Raw genomic sequence first — 18164 nt, 5'->3', positions numbered from 1 at the left:
CCCATTATAGTGAAATCATAAAATAATGAAAATGAAGAAGTTTTTTAGTAGTCTGTTATTTGTATTCGCAGTAGGAACCGCCTCAGTAACGGCACAATCTACTACAATGCCTCAACAACAGGAAAAAATAGAGGTTAGCGATGCTGAACTAACTCAATTTGCTGAAGTTTTTCAGAAAATGAGAGTTATGAACCAGGAAGTTCAAAAAGAAATGATGACTGTAGTTGAAGAAGGTGATTTTGAACTACAGAGATTCAATGAAATTCATCAGGCAAATTTGAATCCTAAAAAAGAGGTAGAAACTACCAAAGAGGAAGATAAGAAATATGAAGCAGTGGTTGCTGAAATTGAAGAAATTCAGCCAAAATACCAGAAAAAGATGCAGAATGTAATTTCTGAAAGCGATCTTAGTATGGAGAGATACCAACAATTAGCTTCGGCTCTAAGAACAGATGCTGAGCTTCAACAAAGGCTACAGGCGATCATGAAGAGCTAGATCTAAACAAAGATCAAAAATTAAAGCAGGCTACTCGCCTGCTTTTTTTTGTTTTAATCTTAATAGAATTCCAGCATATTTTAAGTCTATTTTAAAACATGAAAATCCCGTAGGCATCAATTTTGTTGTAATTTGAGAAACAATAAAATTATATGACAAGCATATTGAAAAAGTACACTTATTTATTATTTCTATTACTCTTACCCGCTTGTTATGCCCAGCAATCAACCATGCAGCAAAAAGACAGTTTAAAGTTTAGCAATAAGATAGTACCAGATACAATCTGGAGAGAAGCTTATGTGGCTTTGTCCCATTATCCTGAATTAAAGGATACTCCAATTGAATTTAGATTCAAGAAAAACATTAAAAAATCTTTTATGCAAGCCCAGCCAAAAGTTGGTGGTCTGTTTAAAAATCGGAAGAATCGAAGCTATCTCATCTTCATAAATGAGAAATTCACGATTGAAGATGAAGTTTTTGATATTACTTCTGTCCCATCTGAAGTTCTTATAGGTTGGATAGGACACGAATTAGGACATATCATGGACTATAGAGATAGAAGTGCTGTTAACCTAATTTGGTTTGGAGTTAAATACGTTACTTCAAAAAACTACATCAGGGAAGCCGAAAGAGCCGCAGATACATATGCCGTTAATCATGGGTTAGGTGAGAATATCATTGCCACCAAAAACTTCATTATAAATCACTCAAAATTATCTGACAGTTATAAAAGCAGAATTGAGGATCTATATTTATCACCCGAAGAGATCATGGTCTTGATCAACGAATCTTTTGAGGAGACATTTGATGATTAACTGTTGGTATTCTGGTCATTAAGAAACTTTTCCCATTTAGTGAACTTTTCTTCGTTCATGACTTTTTCCATTTTAACCTGTCCGCCTTTCTTTTTGTTGAAAGCATTCCACTCGTGGAACATATTAGGATCTATAGTAGTTACCTTAACACCTTTAAGAGCCTTTCCTCTAGCCACCTTATAATTTTTATTGGCATTCTTCAGTGCATTATCAAGGGCTTCTGCCAGTTTAGCATCGTCTTCCACTTTATCCTCACAACCTAAATACCAGTTGTGATAATATTCTCCATCTTCGCCTCTCTTAGCTGCAACCACAAATTCCGGAATTCTAATATCAAATTCATTTTCCAGTTCCTGTACTGCATCGTTCATTTTATTCACTGAAAGCTGAGAACCAACAACATTAAGGAAGAATTTGGTTCTTCCGGTGATCCTGATCTCCTTTTTAGCAACATCTGTAAACTTGATGGTATCCCCAATTAAATATCTCCATGCCCCGCTAACCGTAGAGATTAACAATACATAATCTGTTTCCTCCTTTACTTCCTCCAGGGCAACTACAGGTGCATCTTCGGTTAAAGAACCATCCTGATTAATATAATCTGGTTTAAAAGGAACAAATTCGAAATAAATACCATTATCTGTTATTAAGCGCATGGCATTGGTATCTGGTCTTTCCTGCACTGCCAGAAATCCTTCAGAAGCGAGATAGGTGTCTATTACCTGTATAGGTTTCCCCAGTAAGGCATTAAAACTTTTCTCATAAGGCTCAAATGCTACCCCTCCAGATGCGTATACCTGAAGGTTTGGCCATATTTCATGAATATTTTTCAGGTTATGGTGTTCAATAACCTTTTTAAGCATTAGCTCCATCCATGACGGAATTCCGCTTAATGCACCAATATCCCATTGCTCGGCATTTTCGGCTATTTTCTGCACTCTGTCATCCCACTCATCTATCTTGGCGATTTCTTCTCCGGGTTTATAATAACCACGAAACCAGAATGGAATATTACTGGCGCTAATACCGCTAATTTCTCCCTCTTCATGGTCTCCAGCCTTTTGCAGATCTGTAGAACTTCCCAGCATCATGATCTCCTTTTCAAAAAAGTCTGGCGGAAGATCAAAATTACTAAGGGCACTTACCTGCTTGATTCCTGCTTTACGTATAGCTTCCACCATCTCTTCAGTCACCGGGATCCTTTTACTTGATTTCCCAGTTGTTCCTGAACTTAACGCAAAATAAGGAGGTTTACCCGGCCAGGTTACATTTTCTTCGCCATCATGATACTTATGCCACCATTCTTTATCTAATTTATTATAGTCGAAATATGGAACATTATCAGAAAAGGTTTTTCTAACATTCTCTGAATCTAAAATTTTCTGAAAGTTATATTTCTTACCGAATGCGGTGTCTTTAGCCTTTTTAAGCAGACCAACAAGTACCTCTTCCTGATCTTTTACTGCTTCTCCTTCTGGGGTAAGTGTCTCTTTAAGATCAATAATACTTTTGATAATAGATCCGAATATTGCCATTTTATGTAGATAAATTTGAAAAGGCTAAATCTAAAAATACCTCAGTAAGATTCAGTAAGGATTATTAAAAGTTTAACTTCGATTAAATGTAATAAAACACCTACATAAGATCTTAAGAAAGTAAGAATTTACTTATTATTCGTTAATTCCCGTAGTATTACTATAATACTCAATAAAAACGGTGATATTTACCACCTCAAAAATCTAAATTACAACTTTACCCTACAAAAATCTTTATGGATAACTCTCTAACTCAGACACAATCTCGTTATAACATGATTTCCTATGATATGGCTTCAGATGAAGTAAAGGAAATTTATGACGACACAAAAAAAACACTTCAATTACCCTTTGTTCTAAACTGGTTTAAATGTCAGGGTGACAATGCATTACTTTTAAAAGGAAACTGGAGTAAATTGAAGAATACCTTAATGGAAGGTCAGGTTCCCAACGTACTCAAGCAATTGATCATCTATAACGTTTCTAAAGAAAGAGGCTGTAATTATTGTTCTCATGCGCATGGTATTTTTGCAGACAGCATGAGTTCTATGATCTCTGAAGAAAAAGGATTTCGAGCTACTCAAAGTTTAAACTCTCCTTCAATGCCTGTTAGTTATAAGATTGCGGTACAAATTGTAACCAAAGCAGCTTTAAATCACTCTCAAATTTCTGACGAAGATTTTAATGAATTAGAGAAAGCAGGTTTTACTTTAAAAGAAATACAGGAATTAATGGCACAGGCAGATCTGGTAAATATGCTTAATACTATTGCTGATGTTTCTGGTATAAAGATCGATAACGAATTGCTAGAAACCCCGGAATAGGTAAGATCACATTTTTAAATGCATAATTTAGCACAGAATACTCCCCAACTTTACAGGATAACTTATGAGGCTTATTCAAAATTTGCCAATGAAATAAATCGTTGCATAAATCTTGATGAAGTCTCTGAAGTATGTAAAACCCATTTAAAATACCTTATCAATTTCCACATTATCAGGATGACCATATTCCAGGGTGATAAGCTGTTCACTTTTGAATTAGCTGGGAATAATATCTGGTTCGATCTAAAAGGTAAGAATGAGATATTCCCTTATGAAAAGCAACTTTTATCCAATGGAGTACCTCTTATCACCAATGAAATTCCTGATAAACTTGTAAAAGGTAAATTGAATCTGAATAATTTATTAGATCCGGTGTTATGGGGTTGGTGTTTTAATAAATCTGAAAGAAAAGTAGTGGTATCTTTGCTCGCCGATCACGAGAAATCATTCTCTATTGGTGATGTGGATATTTTAAAGTTAATGGTAGATTGTGTTCAGGCAAAATTCAGTGAGATCTATTTAAGAAGGCAACTTGCCATCCAGAATGAGAATCTTTCTGAAGCCTACAATACTATTAAAGAGAAGAACGAGGAAATTCAGCGAATTGTTTTCAATCAAAAAGAAATAATTAAGGCAAGAACCAGTGAAATTGTTCAGAAGAATGAAAAACTGCTTCATATTTCAGCTTTAAATGCCCACAACATTAGGGAACCACTTTCAAGGATACTGGGAATTATAGAACTTTTCGATTTCCTCGATGACGAGACCTGCAGAAAGGATTTGGTCCCGAAATTAAAGTCCAGTTCAGAAGAAATGGATGGAGTATTAAAAGAAGTTGTAGAAATGGCATCGAAAGAATTAACCGATTTAAAGGCTGCAGAAATATGAAAAAGGTTTACCTGATAGACGATCAGCCTATTTCGAATTTTATCACAAAAAAATTACTGGAACTGGAAGGATTTGATGGTCCGGTAAAAGATTTTACAGATCCCGCAGAAGCTTTTCAGGATGTGGCAGAAGACCATGATGCTTTGATCTTTCTTGATCTTAATATGCCGGTAATGAGTGGCTGGGATTTTCTTGATGCCATGAAAGATCAGGACATTTTTCACAGGATCATCATTCTTACATCCAGCACGAGTAAAGTGGATATGGAAAAAGCCCAGCAATATCCGTGCGTGGTAAAATACATGGTAAAACCAATGAATAAACAGAAGTTGTCTGAACTTTCAGATTACTTAAAAGCTTCATAATATTGCTTCAGCCAGATCCTAATAAAATTCTCGAACTTGCGTATGCCAAGATGCATTTTGGAAAATATAAGGGATATTATCTCTCTGATATTCCCGAGCCATATTATGTATGGTTCCGGCAGAAAGGTTTTCCTCCAGGAAAACTTGGGGACCAGATGCAGCAGGTATTCGAGTTAAAGATCAATAGCCTTGAGGGCCTTTTAAGACAGATAAGAAAGAGGTATCCACGGCCATAAAAACCTCACCAAACTTTAGTTAAAAAGCTCTTAATAATAGCTTTCCAAATTGTCTGCTTTTTCTATTCTTCTTTGTAATTTAGCGCCCTGAATAAACAACACAACAAACTAGAATTAAAATGGCCAATACCAAGTATATATTTGTTACAGGAGGTGTGTCTTCTTCCCTTGGAAAAGGGATTATTGCAGCTTCTTTAGCAAAATTGTTGCAGGCAAGGGGCTTTAAAGCTACTATTCAGAAACTGGATCCATATATAAATGTAGATCCGGGAACCCTAAATCCCTACGAGCACGGAGAATGTTATGTAACTGAAGATGGAGCTGAAACAGACCTCGATCTTGGTCATTACGAACGTTTCTTAAACGTAAATACTTCCCAGGCAAATAACGTTACCACTGGTAGAATTTATCAAAGTGTAATTGAAAAAGAACGCCGTGGAGAATTTCTTGGAAAAACCGTTCAGGTAGTTCCTCATATCACTAACGAGATAAAAGAAAGGATTCAGATCCTTGGTCAGAATGGCGACTATGATATCGTGATCACAGAGATTGGAGGAACTGTAGGTGATATTGAATCCTTACCATATATAGAAGCGGTAAGGCAGTTAAAATGGGAACTTGGTGATGATAATGCACTTGTAATTCATCTTACTTTGGTGCCATACCTTTCTGCAGCTGGCGAATTAAAGACCAAGCCAACTCAGCATAGTGTAAAAACTCTAATGGAAAGCGGTATTAAGGCAGATATTCTTGTATGTCGTACAGAGCATGAACTTTCAGATGATATACGTAGGAAGTTAGCTATTTTTTGTAATGTGCGTCAGGAAGCGGTTATACAAAGTATAGATGCTCCAACGATCTATGATGTTCCTAATATGATGCTGGAAGAAGGTTTGGATAAGGTAGTCTTAAAGAAACTTGCCTTATCAGATGATTCTACTCCTAATCTAGATAGATGGAATCAATTCCTGAAAAGACATAAAAATCCAAAAGCCGAAGTTCATATTGGTTTAATAGGAAAATATGTGGAGCTACAGGATTCTTATAAATCTATTCTGGAGTCGTTCATTCATGCTGGAGCCGAAAATGAAGTTTATGTGAATGTTGAATATATCCATTCAGAATTCATCAATGACAGTACAATACATAATAAAATAAGTCATCTTGACGGGGTGCTTGTAGCTCCTGGATTTGGAGAACGTGGGATCGAAGGAAAAATTGATGCGGTAAGATATGCCCGTGAAAACGATCTTCCTTTCCTGGGAATATGCCTAGGGATGCAAATGGCTGTAATAGAATTCGCCAGAAATGTATTGCAATTAAAAGGAGCAAACTCAACTGAAATGGATGCTGAAACCAAACATCCTGTGATAGACCTGATGGAAGCTCAAAAAGAGATCACCCACAAAGGTGGAACAATGCGTCTTGGTTCATGGGATTGTGAATTGACCGAAGGTTCTATTATTCATAAAGTTTATGGAACCAATAAAATAAAAGAACGTCACCGTCATCGCTACGAATACAATAATAAATATAAAGAGCAGCTTGAAAATGCAGGTATGTTAAGTACTGGTATCAATCCTGAAACTGGCCTTGTGGAGATCATAGAATTAAAAGATCACCCCTGGTTCGTTGGCGTGCAATATCATCCGGAATATAAAAGTACAGTGGCTAGTCCACATCCTCTATTTGTATCTTTTGTAAAAGCTGCACACGACCACTCTGTTAAAAACAAAAATGCCAAGATGGCACAGAAATAATAATTGGTCGTTTTTTTGACCTAGGAAGATTAAGCAAAATTAAATAATGGAAGAAAAGAAAATAGATATTCAATCCATAATTGGATTTATTCTAATTGGAGGTATCCTGTTATGGATGCTTTATAATAATACTCCTGAAGAGACTGAATCAGTAAACCCAACAACTACCACAGAGCAGGTAGAAGAAGGAGATCAAAGATCTCAAATTTCTAATACCGAAAATAATTCCAGCCCAGTTCAAAGTGATTCTACTTCGCTGGCAGATGCGCAACGCAGGCTGGGAGCATTTGGATATTCAGAAACACTGGCATCAGCTCAGGGAGGAACAACTACTATTTCTAATGATGTCTTAGAACTTAAGATCTCGAATAAAGGTGGGTATATTGAAGAGGCAAGACTTAAAAATTTCAAGACCTACGATTCACTTCCGGTTCATATCATAAAAGACGGCAATGCTTCTTTAAATATGAAATTCAGTACTACCGATGGTAGAACTTTAAATACTGAAAATCTATATTTTGAACCACAGTTAACTGAAAGCAACGGAAATCAGATACTTTCCATGAAACTTAAAGTTTCTGAAAATGAATATCTGGAATACCGATATGCTATGAGACCAGGCGAATATATGCTGGATTTCAGTGTTCGTTCACAAGGTCTTACCGGAGTATTGAATACTGCTGAAACCCCGGTTCTTGACTGGAAACTAAAAGGATACAGACACGCAAAAAGTATCTCTTACGAAAATCGTTATACAGATCTTATCTATGAATATGACGGTGGAGATGATGATAGTGTATCCAGTGGAGATGATGAGGATGAAGATATAAGCTATATTGCTTATAGACAGCATTTCTTTACTTCTATACTACTTACAGATACACCTTTCCAGAGTTCTAAATTTGAGGTAGAGAACCTGGTAGACGATGAAGAAGTAGATACCGTATTTACTAAAACTTTTGCATCTACAATTCCTTTAGATCTAAAGGCAGGTGAACTTAATTATGACATGAACTGGTATTATGGTCCTAATGATTATAAAATCCTGAATGATTATGATCGTAACCTTGATGAAATTATTCCTCTAGGATGGGGAATCTTTGGTTGGATAAATAAATATCTGTTCATTCCGTTTTTTGCATTTCTGGCTGGAGTACTTCCAAGTTATGGTCTTGCGATTATTGCAATGACGATCGTAGTAAGAATTGTATTATCGCCAGTAACTTATAAGTCTTATCTATCTCAGGCGAAAATGAAGATCCTAAGACCAGAGATCAATGAACTTAATGAGAAGTACAAGGACAATGCAATGAAAAAGCAACAGGAAACCATGAAGCTTTATAGTAAGGCGGGAGCCAGCCCTATGAGTGGATGTTTACCTGCACTTATGCAGATACCTGTATTCTATGCGCTATTCCAGTTCTTCCCTAGTGCATTTCAATTAAGACAGAAAAGCTTCCTGTGGGCAGATGACCTTTCCAGTTACGATACGATCGCAGAACTTCCGTTCACAATTCCATTTTATGGTGACCACGTAAGTTTATTCCCAATACTGGCTTCTATCGCCATATTCATCTATATGATGATGACAACGGGACAGAATATGCAGGCACAGCAACAGCCTGGAATGCCGAATATGAAGTTCTTAATGTATCTTTCTCCAATTATCATGTTGGTATTCTTCAACAATTATGCTAGTGGATTATCATTATACTATTTCACCTCTAACCTTATTACCATTGGTATTATGTTGGTGATCAAGTATGCTATTATTGATGAAGATAAGATCCATGCCAAGATCCAGGAGAACAAGAAGAAACCGAAGAAACAAAACAAGTTTACTAAAAAGTTTCAGGATATGATGGAACAAGCGCAAGAGCAACAGAAAAACCAGAAACGCTAAACTTAAAATCTTATTAGTACGATTTAAGCCCCTGAAGAATATTCAGGGGCTTTTTATTTGAATTAATTTGAAGGTTCATAGATTTACTAAAAACGCTGCAAGGTCTTTACCCATTGATGGAATAAACTTAATTCATGCCTGCCTTTTTTCAGTAAATTATTATAGGATTATCATCGTGAAATATAAGCTATTCAGCATTAAATTTATTTTTTCAGATAACCTTATTTTTAAAGCTCACACAAAAAAACCCTTGCTTAAGAAGCAAGGGTCTATTATTTTAACTAATACTTTAAAATTAATCATCGTCCCCACTAGTATCTGGTAATAATACCATATCTATAGCGTGTATCACTCCGTTAGTCGCCTGTACATCAACGAATTCTTCCAAAATATCAGAAGTTCCACCGGAGGCATCTGTTATTGTATAATCACCATCAGCAATATTTATGGTAAGATCCTGTCCCTGTACAGTTGTTACGGTCATCCCATCTGTTAAACCACCCGAAGTATTATTTCCTGAAACTACGTGGTAAGTTAAAACTGAACTTAACAGGTCAGCATCAATATCAGTTAATGCAGACCAGTCGTCGTTAGAATCAAGAAGTGCCTGGAATGCATCGTTTGTTGGTGCGAAAACGGTAAAAGGACCTTCACCTTGCAAGGTTTCAACTAGTTCTGCAGATGTTAAAGCTTCAGCTAAGGTAGAAAAATTTGGATCTGCAGTAGCAAATGTGGTGATGTCTGGTAACCCGATTACAGCATCAACAGCATGCACCACTCCATTATCAACTTCATTGTCTGCATTAGTCACCATAGCAACACCATTGATCATAACATCCCCATCTACGTTGATGTATAAACTTGGGTTTACGGTATCCTCACCAATCATCACCTCAGCAGAACTTGAGATATAACCAGTTTCGAGATCTGAAGACATGATACTTCCTGCCTGTACATGATTCATAAGAACCTGAGTCAATAGATCAGCATCTATATCCTCCAAAGCATTCCATTCATCATTTGAATCTAAAAGTGCCTGGAACGCATCATTGTCTGGAGCAAATACAGTATACTCGGTATCTCCACTTAATTCTTCAGTTAAACCAGCAGTTTCTACCGCAGCTACAAGAGAAGTAAATCCATTGGCTTCAGCAAAATCTATAATCGTATTAGTTTCTGTAGATCCATCATCTGTTGGGTCTGGATCTGGATCCGGATCTGGATCTGGCTCTGGTGTCGTCATGACATCATCCTCGAATTGAAAATCGTCTTCTTCGTCACATGCCGTGAAACCCACACATATAAAAAGGGCGAGAAAACTTAACTTTACATTTTTTAAAATAAAATTCATAATTCTAAGTTTAAGTTATTGATCTGTTTTTGATTTTACATAAAAATAGAACCTTAAACCCTAAAATTCTGTTTAATCTTTGTTAAATATGAATAAACACAGCTTTTTTTTATTTTTAATATTCTGTATTCCAGCTATTTGCAAATCACAAAACAACCAGCTTGACGCCGAAGATCGCCGACATGGTCCCTGGAAAGTCAATTTCGACGGTACCACAAACCCAAAATTTGAAGGTGAATTTGATCATGGAAAGGAAATTGGAGTCTTTAAATTCTTCAAAAAAGGCTATTATGATCATCCTGCTGCGATCATGAATTTTAATGACGGTAAAGATTCTGTTCAGGTCACCTATTATACTCAAAAAGGCAAACCTATTAGTAAAGGTAAAATGCTGGATAAAAAACGGGAAGGAAAGTGGACCTATTTCCATCAGGAATCTGACAGTATTATGATGACTGAACAGTATAAGAACGACAAACTACATGGTTTACAGGAAACCTTCTTCACTAATGGAAATCTCGCCGAAAAAACAAAGTATTTAAATGGAGAAAAGAATGGAGAAAGTCTCATCTTCGCTGATAACGGGCAGGTTACTAAAAAATTAAATTATAAAAATGGTAAACTGCATGGCTCTGCCATATACTATACCCCAAAAGGTGAAAAGACTATGGAAGGAAATTATACAGAAGGTAGTAAAACTGGCCATTGGAAGTATTATCAGGATGGTACATTAGAAAAAGAAGAAGATTACTAAAAATCAATATATTTGAATAACTAAATTATCTATTATGAAAAAGGTTTTAATTCTATTATTATCAATTAGTATGTTCACGTCTTGTAGCGATGATGATGATTCCGGTTCTGATGACGGCACAAGAATAGTTGGAAAATGGTTTTTAGAAGCTTTACAACCCATAGGGGGCCAAAATACCCTAAATAGTTGTAATCAAAATTCTTACATAGTATTCAATGCTGATGGATCTGGAAATTCAGAATTTTTTGAAGAATCAGGTGCAAATTGTGAATCTGAAGGTGAATCTCCAGGAAATTGGTCTTTCGAAGGAGGGAACACTTATACCTTCCTAGTTCCTTCATTAGGTAATACTACTGGTAATGTCAATTTTGAAGGAGATAATCAATTTACATTCACGAGTTCCGAACTTCCAGGTGTAGAAATAATTTTTGTAAAATAAAGAATCAGTAATTTACAATACAAAAGGTGGCTTTCGCCACCTTTTTTTATTTCGTAATTTTGTGCCCGCTTAACCGACTCTTTAACCGGTTAATCTAATCGTCTAAATATTAAAGAATGAAAAAAGTTGTTGTCGGTTTATCTGGAGGTGTAGATTCAAGTGTTTCAGCCTATCTTTTAAAGGAACAGGGCTATGAGGTCATTGGCCTTTTTATGAAAAACTGGCATGATGATTCGGTTACTATTTCTGACGAATGCCCGTGGTTGGACGACAGCAATGATGCTATGATGGTGGCCGATAAACTTGGAATCCCATTTCAAACGGTAGATCTTAGCGAACAATACAAAGAGCGTATCGTAGACTATATGTTCAATGAATATGAAAAAGGAAGAACTCCAAACCCTGATGTTCTTTGTAACCGCGAAATAAAGTTCGATGTTTTCATGAAGATCGCGCTTTCTCTAGGCGCTGACTATGTAGCCACAGGACATTATTGCCGTAAGGCAGAATTTGAAAAGGATGGCGAAACTGTTTTTCAGCTTTTATCTGGAAAAGACAATAATAAGGACCAGTCTTATTTTTTATGTCAGTTAACCCAGGATCAGCTTTCCAAAACCCTCTTTCCTATTGGAGAGTTACAGAAATCTGAAGTAAGAAAGATCGCGTCAGAACAAAATTTAATAACTGCCGATAAAAAAGATTCTCAGGGATTATGTTTTATTGGAAAAGTGAGACTTCCAGATTTTCTTCAGCAAAAATTGAAGCCTAAAGAAGGTGTTATTGTAGAGGTACCTGCAGATAATGATCATTATAATGAAGAAGATTTTAATTTTAATTCGGAATTAGATCAACTGAAACATCTTTCTAAGAAATTCAATTATTCCCAGAAAGACGGGAAAGTAGTGGGAAAACATCAGGGCGCACACTATTTTACTAAAGGTCAACGTAAGGGACTTGCTGTTGGTGGTACTCCAGAACCATTGTTTGTCATTGATACAGACGTGGATGAAAATGTGATATACACCGGTCAGGGAAAGGATCATCCCGGCATTTATCGACATGGGCTTTTTATAGCTCAGGATGAGGCACATTGGGTTCGCAAAGATCTGGCTATCCAAAACAATGAAGAATTAAAGGTAAAAGCCAGAATTAGATACCGCCAGCCATTGCAGGATGCTACACTACATCAAACTGAAAATGGGATGTATGTGATCTTCGATGAGCCTCAGGCTTCTATTACCGAGGGTCAGTTTGTAGCCTGGTATAAAAATGAGGAATTACTGGGATCCGGAGTTATTTCGTAAATTGAAATACCATTCTCCACTTCATGAAGAAACTGTTATTTTTTGCATTTCTTTTATCTTTCTCTTCCTACGCTCAGGAGGAGCATGCCTGGATATTTTTTAAGGATAAACCGAATGTTCAACAAGCATTAGAAAATCCTTCCAGTATACTTTCACCTAAAGCAATTACAAGAAAATCTCTGCGCGGTACGCCAATAGATGTAAGGGATATTCCTGTAAATGAAGAATATATTTCTATCATTAAAGATTATGATGGGATCTCTGTGAAAGCTAAATCAAAGTGGATGAACTGTATTCACGTTATTGGTTCAATACAGAATATAAATTCTCTTTCTGCCTTAGACTTTGTATCTGAAATTGAATTTGCGAACAAGACTTTATCCAGCCGTTCACAATCGCAGGTTGCCAGGCAAAATAACAAACTGGAATCAAATTTTGATTTTAATTACGGCCCCGCAGAAAATCAGACGAGCATGTTGAGTACAGATTTTCTGCATGAAAATGATTTTACCGGAGAAGGAATTACCATCGCAGTTATGGATGCTGGATTTCCTAATGTAAATTCCATGGCTACATTCGAGCGTCTTAGATCACAAAATAAATTATTAGGTGGCTATGATTTTCCTAGTAGATCTAATGACTTTGGTAATTCCAATCTAAATAATCATGGAACTTTAGTCCTCGCTACTATGGGTGGTTTCAAGGAAGAAAGTTTTACAGGTACCGCCCCGGATGCTTCTTATTATTTATTTCGAACCGAGGTAGGAGCAACGGAAACACCTGTAGAAGAAACCTATTGGGTAGAAGCGGCAGAAAGGGCAGATAGTCTGGGTGTAGATATTATTAATACTTCTTTAGGCTACACTCTTTTCGATAATGCAAATTATAGTTACACGCCAGGTGATATGGATGGCAATACTACCTTTATTTCGCGTGGAGCAAATATCGCTACTGAAAAAGGCATGCTGGTGGTAACCTCTGCCGGTAATCGCGGAGACGAAAATTATTTTAAGATCATTGGTGCACCTGCAGATGCGAATGTTTTAAGCGTGGGAGCAGTTACACCAAATAGAGAATATGCTTTTTTCAGTTCTACCGGACCATCTGCAGACGGAAGAATTAAACCAGATGTTGCCGCACAGGGCCATCAAATTGTCACGGTAGACCAATTTGATAACTTGATTCAGGCTAACGGAACTTCATTCTCGTCCCCTATTCTTGCCGGTTCCATTGCTAGCCTCTGGCAATTAAACCCTGAATGGACGAATCTTGAGTTAATGCAGATAGTTAGAGAATCTGCAAGTACCTATTCAAATCCGAATTCAAAATTAGGTTATGGCATACCGAATTTCCGGCAGATCTTTCTAGAATTTGATGATACTCTAGAAGATAATGAAGAATCTGAAGAGACCCTGGAATTTACTTTATTTCCTAATCCTGTTCAGAATACATTAAGATTCAGCAAGCCTTCAGGTCAAAATTTTGACCTCACTTTATTCGACAGTCTCGGTCATGTTTTATTGCAAAAAAATAATGTTCAAAACGAAATAGATCTCACTGGTTTTTCCAGAGGAATTTATATTGTTATGTTTGAACAAAATAATTCAAGAAATTCCTTTCTTATCCTCAAAGAATAATGGCATCTAAAAATAGAATCACCCAACTTTTCAATATTGATTATCCACTAATCCAGGCCGGAATGATCTGGGCCAGCGGATGGAAATTAGCCAGTGCAGTTTCAAATGCCGGTGGGCTAGGTATCATTGGAGCTGGATCCATGTATCCCGAAATATTAAAAGAGCACATTCAAAAATGTAAAAAAGCAACCGATAAGCCTTTCGCAGTAAATGTTCCTATGCTTTATCCTGAAATTGATAAGATCATGGCGATCATCATCAAGGAAGGTGTCGAGATCGTTTTCACCTCTGCTGGTAATCCTAAGACCTGGACCAAGCATTTGCAGGAAAATGGAATAAAAGTAGTGCATGTGGTGAGCAGTGTTAAATTTGCGATGAAATCTGAAGAAGCCGGTGTAGATGCTCTAGTAGCTGAAGGATTTGAAGCAGGCGGTCATAATGGTAGAGATGAGACCACTACTTTCACCCTCATCCCAATGGTAAAGGAAAAAATATCGATTCCATTAATTGCTGCCGGCGGAATTGCCACGGGCAAAGGAATGCTTGCAGCCATGGTCCTGGGAGCTGATGCCGTACAGGTTGGAAGCAGGTTTGTGGCCACTCCTGAAGCTTCGTCTCATAAGAATTTCAAAAAAATGGTGGTAGATGCTCAGGAAGGCGATACTGTACTTACGCTTAAAGAACTTGCACCAGTACGTTTACTTAAGAATAAATTCTACGATGATGTTCAGAGTTTATATTTAAAATCTCCAAGTAAGGAAGAACTCATTGATCTGTTAGGAAGAGCGCGTGCAAAAAAAGGCATGTTTGAAGGTGACCTGGAAGAGGGTGAACTGGAGATAGGACAAATTTCAGGACTCATTCATGAAATTAAACCTGCAGCTGAAATTGTAAAAGAAATGATCTCAGAATTTGAACAGGCGAAACAAGAAGTTGCCCGTCTCTAGCTGGAGTATTTTTCCAGCTTTTTCAATTCCTGCTGAATAAATTTACGCCATCGCATTTCGGCTTCCCTGATCTCGCTGTGTGAGGTTTCCTTATCAAATCTATTTTGCATAGAAACCCTTTCAGCCTCAATTCTATTATAAAGCCTTTTAAGGTCCTGGCGGATACTTCTGCCTATTTCATATTCTTCCAATGCTTTTCTAAGCTTCCGGGCATGTAATTCTGAAATATCAAAATGCAGTTGTTCGTGAGCAAGTAAATATTCTTCGTTTTCAATATCTTTTACCCAGGATCTTCCAGGATAAAAATTAGTGAAAACCTCATGATCTAAAACTGGCTCACCAGTTGCTGTGCTATAATTCCAACCATAACTGATGCCGGAATTGGTATTTGCAGAGTAAGAATTAGTTGTATCAGGTTCTGCTTGAAAATCCTCCCAGGACAAGAGCCTGTCTTCAGCCCACCTTATCTTTGTTTCAGCTTCCTGGGCAAATAATCCAGAAACAGTGAATAAGAAAAAAATTAAGTGAAATAACCTTTTCATGAATAATTAAAGAAAATATCCTTTTCAATATCCGGGTGTAAACTTTGCAATACTGGGCAGGTTCTACCGGTATTTTCCAGGATGCTGGTATCCTTGTCAGAATATGAACCAGGGAAACTAATTTTCACCTCAATTCTTGATATCCTTCTTGGATCTGCAGCCATGGTCTTGGTAACCTCGGCAGAAGCTCCATCCATATTTACTCCTATAGATTCAGCCTTAATTCCCATTACGGTTAGCATACAGGTTGCAAGCGCATTTGCAACGGTATCTGTCGGAGAAAAAGCTTCGCCCTTCCCGTGATTATCTACCGGGGCATCAGTGATCATCTTCGAGCCGCTCTGCAGATGTTCAGACTCAGTTCTTAAACCACCAAGATATTTTACTTTAGAGGTCATTAGCTTCGCTTATGGTTAGATCCTTATTCAATTTTAAGATATAAATCGCATCATTAATAAAACCTCCATTGGTACCCGGCATATAATGAAATTTACTTTCGAAATATTCGGTGTAACCGGGATACTTTTCAAAAGACTCGTATAGATCCCCGGCAGAAGCCAGTCTTAAAAGCACATCCATAGTCAGGTCATAACCTCTAATGGCATACCTGTTTGGTTCTATATTGAATCGCTCTTTATATTCCTCGTTAAAACTTTCAGTAGTATCGGTATCATATTCCTTATCTACAGAAGGATAGTGAAGTTTGAGGTTTCCAAGATGATTATTAGAAACGATATCATTCTCAAAAGCATTCGATTTATTGGTAGTTAGCAAGGTAATATCATGATTCCTGGCCAACCTGTTCAATGCTGAAGTCACACTGCTTACCAAATTAATATTATCAGACTCCAGAATAACTATATTAGAACCTGTTGTTAATGCATTTTTCAACTCCTGATCTGAAACATAGTTATTTGTAGGATTCACAGATCGTATACCTGGAATAATATTACTTATTTCACTTTTAATTTTAAAAGCTCTCCCGTCTGCAACTATTACCACATTTTTACCTGAAGCATTCTTTGCAATAAAATCCAGCATGGCATTCTTCATATATTCTTCTCCTGGTATAGACTGGAAAAGGTTATTATAACCACGCATGCTCCTGTTAGAAAGGGGATTGATCACTGGTATATTCTTACTTTCAAGTCTGGAGGCAACAGCTTCTGTTGGATCCTGTAGCAGCGGGCCTATAACCGCATCTACTTCATTAAAGTTATTGGCATTAATGATATTAGCCACCTCAGAAGAGTTTTGTTTAGTATCATAAACTCTTAGATTAGTAGATATACCCATTGATTTAGCTTTATCTACAGCCATGAGAACTCCGCTATGGAAGTCAAGGGAAATTCTAACCACTCTTTCATTCAGAATAGAATTTCTATAAGTCTCTATTGAATCTTCTTCTATCTTATTAAGGTGATAAGGTAACATTAGCACAATTTCCTTAGTGCTGCGATTACTAATAGAATTACTTAGATCCATTTTAGTGTTAGATTCCTCACCCATCCCGGTGTAAACCTCATCATCCTCAATATCTTTACCTTCTGGATGTTCCGGAACCTTTAAAACCATTCCGAATTTCAGGCCATTTTTCAAAGCTGGATTAAGGTGAGTCAGGGAATCCACGCTTACGCCAAATCTTCTGGTTAAACTGAATATGGTTTCCTTCGGCTTTACTTCATAAAACCTGAAGCGATCATCGGTAATGATCACCGGCTCATCCTCCAGAACATCAACCCCTACTCTGATCATCATCCCTGGCTGAAGTGTTTCAACACGAGGATTAATAGATTCCAGTTCTTTAACGGTCATCCCATACTTTCTGGCTATCCCATATTTGGTTTCCTTAGGAAGCACAATATGTTCTCTGGTTTTCGTGATCTGGTTGCTCTGTGGTTTTGTAACAGAAGCTCCTTTTGAGATAGTTTGAGTTTCAACCGGAGTATTATTAGTCGAAGCTACAGTAGTACCAGATGGTATCCTGATAGTTTCTCCCAATTGCAGTTCTTTAGAATAAAGCTGCTTGTTATATCTCTTAATATCATCTACACTTACATCATACTCTTTAGAAAGACTATAAAGAGTTTCCTTTTTCTTAACCGTATGTTCTGTAAATTGAGTATTACTTTCAGCCTTATTTTCAGATCTGGTTGCTTCAACCGGAATAACCAGTTTTTCATTGATACCTATCCCTTCTTTAGCATCGGGGTTATATTTGTAAATATCTTCTTCATCGATATTATAAGATTGAGAAATACTGAAGACAGTTTCCCCCTTTTTTACCGTATGATATTTATAAGCCTGGGCATTCGCCGAAGTCGAATAAAATTGAAAAAGAAAGCATATTACAAATAGGTACTTCATT

Annotated in this window: 18 protein-coding genes; 13 read left to right on the top strand and 5 right to left on the bottom strand. The window is 37.0% G+C overall.

All coding sequences use genetic code 11. The features are described from left to right. The first annotated feature begins 31 nt into the window (after positions 1-31). Both G530_RS0107815 and G530_RS0107810 read left to right on the top strand, forming a co-directional pair. Positions 32-496, top strand: a complete 465-nt coding sequence (locus G530_RS0107815; protein WP_026933997.1) for a DUF4168 domain-containing protein — start codon at positions 32-34, stop codon at positions 494-496. 152 nt (positions 497-648) lie between these two features. Then, positions 649-1311: a hypothetical protein gene (locus tag G530_RS0107810; RefSeq protein WP_084519426.1), complete on the top strand. Its 663-nt coding sequence runs from the start codon at positions 649-651 to the stop codon at positions 1309-1311. On the opposite strand, the gene G530_RS0107805 is transcribed toward G530_RS0107810, so the two are convergent. After that, positions 1308-2846 carry a GH3 family acyl-acid amido synthetase gene (locus G530_RS0107805; RefSeq protein ID WP_026933995.1) on the bottom strand — a complete coding sequence of 513 codons (1539 nt, stop codon included), beginning with the start codon at positions 2844-2846 and terminating at the stop codon, positions 1308-1310. The genes G530_RS0107810 and G530_RS0107805 overlap by 4 nt on opposite strands. Positions 2847-3082: 236 nt before the next feature. On the opposite strand from G530_RS0107805, the gene G530_RS0107800 reads away from it, so the two are divergent. From G530_RS0107800 to yidC, 6 genes are all read left to right on the top strand, one after another. Next, positions 3083-3670, top strand: a complete 588-nt coding sequence (locus G530_RS0107800) for a carboxymuconolactone decarboxylase family protein (protein WP_026933994.1) — start codon at positions 3083-3085, stop codon at positions 3668-3670. Between the two features lie 18 nt (positions 3671-3688). Next, the gene (locus tag G530_RS0107795) at positions 3689-4558 is read left to right on the top strand and encodes a hypothetical protein (protein ID WP_026933993.1); all 870 of its coding nucleotides are present in this window, start codon (positions 3689-3691) and stop codon (positions 4556-4558) included. Beyond that, positions 4555-4923, top strand: a complete 369-nt coding sequence (locus G530_RS0107790) for a response regulator (protein WP_026933992.1) — start codon at positions 4555-4557, stop codon at positions 4921-4923. The genes G530_RS0107795 and G530_RS0107790 overlap by 4 nt, the downstream gene beginning before the upstream one ends. 2 nt (positions 4924-4925) lie before the next feature. Beyond that, a complete protein-coding gene (locus G530_RS0107785; RefSeq protein ID WP_156888607.1) occupies positions 4926-5159 on the top strand; it encodes a DUF3820 family protein in 234 nt (77 codons plus the stop codon). Between the two features lie 119 nt (positions 5160-5278). Beyond that, the gene (locus tag G530_RS0107780; protein WP_026933990.1) at positions 5279-6919 is read left to right on the top strand and encodes a CTP synthase; all 1641 of its coding nucleotides are present in this window, start codon (positions 5279-5281) and stop codon (positions 6917-6919) included. A 46-nt stretch (positions 6920-6965) separates the two neighbouring features. After that, positions 6966-8822, top strand: coding sequence for a membrane protein insertase YidC (yidC, locus tag G530_RS0107775; RefSeq protein ID WP_026933989.1), 1857 nt, complete (start codon positions 6966-6968; stop codon positions 8820-8822). Between the two features lie 295 nt (positions 8823-9117). Here yidC and G530_RS0107770 read toward each other — a convergent pair whose 3' ends face one another. Beyond that, positions 9118-10173, bottom strand: coding sequence for a fasciclin domain-containing protein (locus G530_RS0107770; RefSeq protein WP_035716011.1), 1056 nt, complete (start codon positions 10171-10173; stop codon positions 9118-9120). A gap of 88 nt (positions 10174-10261) precedes the next feature. Here G530_RS0107770 and G530_RS0107765 point away from each other — a divergent pair, with 88 nt between their 5' ends. From G530_RS0107765 to G530_RS0107745, 5 genes are all read left to right on the top strand, one after another. Beyond that, the gene (locus G530_RS0107765; protein WP_026933987.1) at positions 10262-10927 is read left to right on the top strand and encodes a toxin-antitoxin system YwqK family antitoxin; all 666 of its coding nucleotides are present in this window, start codon (positions 10262-10264) and stop codon (positions 10925-10927) included. Positions 10928-10961: 34 nt separating this feature from the next. Continuing rightward, positions 10962-11366, top strand: a complete 405-nt coding sequence (locus tag G530_RS0107760; RefSeq protein ID WP_026933986.1) for a lipocalin-like domain-containing protein — start codon at positions 10962-10964, stop codon at positions 11364-11366. Positions 11367-11482: 116 nt separating this feature from the next. Continuing rightward, a complete protein-coding gene (gene mnmA, locus G530_RS0107755) occupies positions 11483-12670 on the top strand; it encodes a tRNA 2-thiouridine(34) synthase MnmA (RefSeq protein ID WP_026933985.1) in 1188 nt (395 codons plus the stop codon). A 23-nt stretch (positions 12671-12693) separates the two neighbouring features. Further along, entirely contained in the window at positions 12694-14307 is a 1614-nt protein-coding gene (locus G530_RS0107750) for a S8 family serine peptidase (RefSeq protein ID WP_026933984.1), read from the top strand. Next, positions 14307-15254, top strand: coding sequence for an NAD(P)H-dependent flavin oxidoreductase (locus G530_RS0107745; RefSeq protein ID WP_026933983.1), 948 nt, complete (start codon positions 14307-14309; stop codon positions 15252-15254). The genes G530_RS0107750 and G530_RS0107745 overlap by 1 nt, the downstream gene beginning before the upstream one ends. Here the strand turns inward: G530_RS0107745 and G530_RS0107740 are convergent. From G530_RS0107740 to G530_RS0107730, 3 genes are read right to left on the bottom strand one after another with little or no spacing between them, the layout of a single operon-like run. Then, positions 15251-15796, bottom strand: a complete 546-nt coding sequence (locus G530_RS0107740; protein WP_026933982.1) for a DUF922 domain-containing protein — start codon at positions 15794-15796, stop codon at positions 15251-15253. The genes G530_RS0107745 and G530_RS0107740 overlap by 4 nt on opposite strands. Then, positions 15793-16194 carry an OsmC family protein gene (locus G530_RS0107735; RefSeq protein ID WP_026933981.1) on the bottom strand — a complete coding sequence of 134 codons (402 nt, stop codon included), beginning with the start codon at positions 16192-16194 and terminating at the stop codon, positions 15793-15795. The genes G530_RS0107740 and G530_RS0107735 overlap by 4 nt, the downstream gene beginning before the upstream one ends. Continuing rightward, the gene (locus G530_RS0107730) at positions 16184-18163 is read right to left on the bottom strand and encodes a LysM peptidoglycan-binding domain-containing protein (RefSeq protein ID WP_026933980.1); all 1980 of its coding nucleotides are present in this window, start codon (positions 18161-18163) and stop codon (positions 16184-16186) included. Before G530_RS0107730 ends, G530_RS0107735 begins: the two co-directional genes overlap by 11 nt. Between the last annotated feature and the right edge of the window lies 1 nt (position 18164).

The organism is Christiangramia echinicola DSM 19838 (assembly GCF_000423065.1).
Taxonomy (GTDB): Bacteria; Bacteroidota; Bacteroidia; order Flavobacteriales; family Flavobacteriaceae; genus Christiangramia; species Christiangramia echinicola.
The sequence above is the reverse complement of the archived record's forward strand: the minus strand, read 5'-3'. Positions and strand labels throughout refer to the sequence as shown.